This window comes from Kitasatospora sp. NPDC059088 (assembly GCF_042738155.1).
Classification (GTDB): domain Bacteria; phylum Actinomycetota; class Actinomycetes; order Streptomycetales; family Streptomycetaceae; genus Kitasatospora.
Genome location: NZ_JBHYGR010000048.1, coordinates 21,118 through 24,296, shown reverse-complemented (window position 1 = coordinate 24,296; position 3,179 = coordinate 21,118). Strand labels below are relative to the sequence as shown.

At 73.1% G+C, this 3,179-nt stretch carries 3 protein-coding genes; all 3 read left to right on the top strand.

What is annotated here, in order from left to right; all coding sequences use genetic code 11:
* Window positions 1-286: 286 nt before the first annotated feature.
* The 3 genes from ACFWXO_RS22245 to ACFWXO_RS22235 all read left to right on the top strand — a co-directional run bounded on the left by ACFWXO_RS22245 (window position 287) and on the right by ACFWXO_RS22235 (window position 3,088).
* Window positions 287-1,264, top strand: a complete 978-nt coding sequence (locus ACFWXO_RS22245; protein WP_360242813.1) for a ParA family protein — start codon at window positions 287-289, stop codon at window positions 1,262-1,264.
* Window positions 1,261-2,337, top strand: coding sequence for a ParB/RepB/Spo0J family partition protein (locus ACFWXO_RS22240; protein WP_380525507.1), 1,077 nt, complete (start codon window positions 1,261-1,263; stop codon window positions 2,335-2,337). Before ACFWXO_RS22245 ends, ACFWXO_RS22240 begins: the two co-directional genes overlap by 4 nt.
* A gap of 133 nt (window positions 2,338-2,470) precedes the next feature.
* A complete protein-coding gene (locus tag ACFWXO_RS22235; protein WP_380525519.1) occupies window positions 2,471-3,088 on the top strand; it encodes a GNAT family N-acetyltransferase in 618 nt (205 codons plus the stop codon).
* The last annotated feature ends 91 nt before the right edge of the window (window positions 3,089-3,179 follow it).

Here is a 3,179-nt window from a genome sequence, read left to right as displayed (position 1 = left end):
ACGCCGGGGCCCCGCGCCGGGGGGGGCCCCGGGCGCGCCCCCCGTGGCGGCCCTGGTTCCCCCCCGCGGGGGGGCGGCCCCCCCCCGCGAGGGGGGAACCGTCCGCCCGTCGTCGTTCAGGTGACGGGTGGGCCTCCGGCGGGACACCGGAGTGTCGCAACGTCAGATTTCCGGCATAGCGGGCATGGTGTTTCACGTGAAACGTCGCTCTCTGCTCTCCGGAATCCTCAGCCGCGGCCGGGCTGCGACTGTTGCCGCTCCGGTTTCACGTGAAACACTGAGCCCCATGCAGGACTCGGAGACCATCGACCAGATCGATGACACGCCCATCGCACGGGCTGCCCAGGCTGCGGTTCAGGCGATCGGCCGGGCGGGGGAGGGGCTACCGCGGCCCGCCGCCACCCGGGTGATCGTGGTCGCCAACCAGAAGGGCGGGGTGGGCAAGACCACCACCACCGTGAACATGGCCGCCTCGCTGGCCATGCACGGACTGCGCGTCCTGGTGGTCGACCTGGACCCCCAGGGCAACGCCTCCACCGCCCTCGGCATCGACCACCACGCCGAGGTGCCGTCCATCTACGACGTCCTGGTCGAGGGCAAGCCGCTGGCCGACGTGGTCCAGCCGGTGGTGGACGTCGAGGGGCTCTTCTGCGTCCCCGCCACCATCGACCTGGCCGGCGCCGAGATCGAGCTGGTCTCGCTGGTGGCCCGGGAGAGTCGGCTGCAGCGCGCCATCGCCGCCTACGAGCAGCCGCTGGACTACATCCTGATCGACTGTCCGCCCTCGCTGGGCCTGCTGACGGTCAACGCCCTGGTGGCCGGTCAGGAGGTGCTGATCCCGATCCAGTGCGAGTACTACGCGCTGGAGGGCCTCGGCCAGCTGCTGCGCAACGTCGAGCTGGTGCGCGCGCACCTCAACCCCACGCTGCACGTCTCGACCATCCTGCTCACCATGTACGACGCCCGGACCAGGCTGGCCGCCCAGGTGGCCGAGGAGGTCCGGACCCACTTCCAGGCCGAGGTGCTGAGCACGGCGATCCCGCGTTCGGTCCGCATCTCGGAGGCGCCCAGCTACGGGCAGACGGTGCTGACCTACGACCCGGGTTCCACCGGGGCGCTCTCGTACCTGGAGGCCGCCCGCGAGCTCGCGCTGCGCGCGGTGGGCCAGGGCGGCGGTTCGTCGGTCGGTCAGCAGCGGGACGGCAGCGGTACGGGGCACGGCGCCCCGATGGCACAGCACGGTACGACGGAGGGTCATCAGTGAGTGGTCGCAGGGGTCTGGGACGAGGGCTCGGGGCGCTGATCGGCCCCGCAGCGCCGACCGACGGCGGGGCGGCGCAGCCCGCTGCCGCCACGTCCGCGCCGACCTCGGTGGTGGCGACCGGCACGACGTCACCGGCCTCGGTGCCGCTGCTGCCGGGCGGCCGCGCCACGGTGGCGGCCCGCGCGGCCGTCGGGCGCCAGGCGGAGCAGTCGACGCCGGCGCCGGTGCCCGGTGCCTCCTTCGCCGAGCTGCCGCTGGACGCGATCACCCCCAACCCGCGCCAGCCGCGCGAGGTGTTCGACGAGGACAAGCTGGTCGAGCTGGTGACCTCCATCAAGGAGGTCGGCCTGCTCCAGCCGATCGTGGTGCGCCAGGTCGCCGCCGAGCGCTACGAGCTGATCATGGGCGAGCGCCGCTGGCGGGCCTCCCGGGAGGCGGGGCTGGAGCGGATCCCGGCGATCGTCCGGGCCACCGAGGACGACAAGCTGCTGCTGGACGCCCTCCTGGAGAACCTGCACCGGGCCGAGCTGAACCCGCTGGAGGAGGCGGCCGCCTACGACCAGCTGATGCGGGACTTCTCCTGCACCCACGAGGAGCTGGCCGACCGGATCGGCCGCTCGCGTCCGCACGTCTCCAACACCCTGCGGCTGCTGCGGCTCCCGGCGGCCGTCCAGCGCCGGCTGGCGGCCGGCACGCTGACGGCCGGGCACGCCCGGGCGCTGCTGCCGCTGACGGATCCCGAGGCGCAGGAGAAGCTGGCCGCGCGGATCATCGCCGAGGGCCTCACGGTGCGCAACGTCGAGGAACTCGTCGTCCTGATGCGCTCGGAGGAGCCGAAGGGGGAGAAGCGCCAGGCCCCGAAGGCGGGCAGGATCATCTCCCCGGCGTTCAACGACCTGGCGAGCCGGCTGTCGGACCGCTTCGACACCCGGGTCAAGGTCGAGGTGTCGCAGCGCGGCGGGAAGCTGGGCAAGGGCAAGGTGGTGCTGGAGTTCGGATCGGTCGAGGACCTGAACCGGATCCTGGACAGCATGGCCCCGGGCGAGGACGGTCTGCGGCTGTCGCAGGGCTGAGCCGGTCGGCCGGCCCGGGGGCGACGACCCGATGGGTGCATGTGCCACGTGAGCGCTGTTTCACGTGAAACATGCACCCATCGGCATTCGTGGGGGCATGCTCGACCGTGAGAGGGAGGAGGAGGTGCGGGCCATGGGACGCCGGATCGTTCCGCTGACGCTGGACAACCTCGCGGACCTGCCGACGGGCTGCCGTTCCTGCGTGTTCTGGGAGCTGGACCCGGTCAGCGCGAAGGAGGCGGTGGAGTCCGGGAAGCCGGAGCTGGAGAAGGAGGGGTGGATCTCCGCGGTGCTGCTGGAGTGGGGGTCCTGCGGTCGGATCGTCTACGTGGACGACCAGCCGGCCGGCTTCGTGCTCTACGCGCCGCCCGCCTACGTCCCCCGCTCGCAGTCCTTCCCGACCAGCCCGGTCGCGCCGGACGCCGTTCAGCTGATGGTCAGCCGGGTGCTGCCGGGCTACCAGCACCAGGGGCTGGGCCGGGTGCTGGTGCAGACCGTCGCCAAGGACCTGCTGGGGCGCGGGGTGCGGGCGATCGAGGCCTTCGGAGCGGCGGGCCGGGTGCCCACCAGCTGCGTGCTGCCGGCCGACCACCTGCTCGCGGTCGGCTTCAAGACCGTACGACCGCACCCGCGCTACCCGAGGCTGCGGCTGGAGGCGCGCACCACGCTCTCCTGGCGCGGTGACGTGGAGGGGGCGTTGGAGCGGCTGCTCGGCGGCGCGCGGAAGGAGCCGGCCCTGCGGCCGTTCTGAGCGGGTACGACGGCGGCGGGGGTGGGCGGGGGGGGGGGGGGCCCCTGGGCTACGGTGTGGTGTGCGGGGGTGTTTTCGGGGGGGATGGGTC

Excerpts from the sequence above, each read along its gene's own strand:
- ACFWXO_RS22245 (WP_360242813.1), top strand. The coding sequence starts at position 287 with ATGCAGGACTCGGAGACCATCGACCAGATCGATGACACGCCCATCGCA.
- ACFWXO_RS22235 (WP_380525519.1), top strand. The coding sequence starts at position 2,471 with ATGGGACGCCGGATCGTTCCGCTGACGCTGGACAACCTCGCGGACCTG.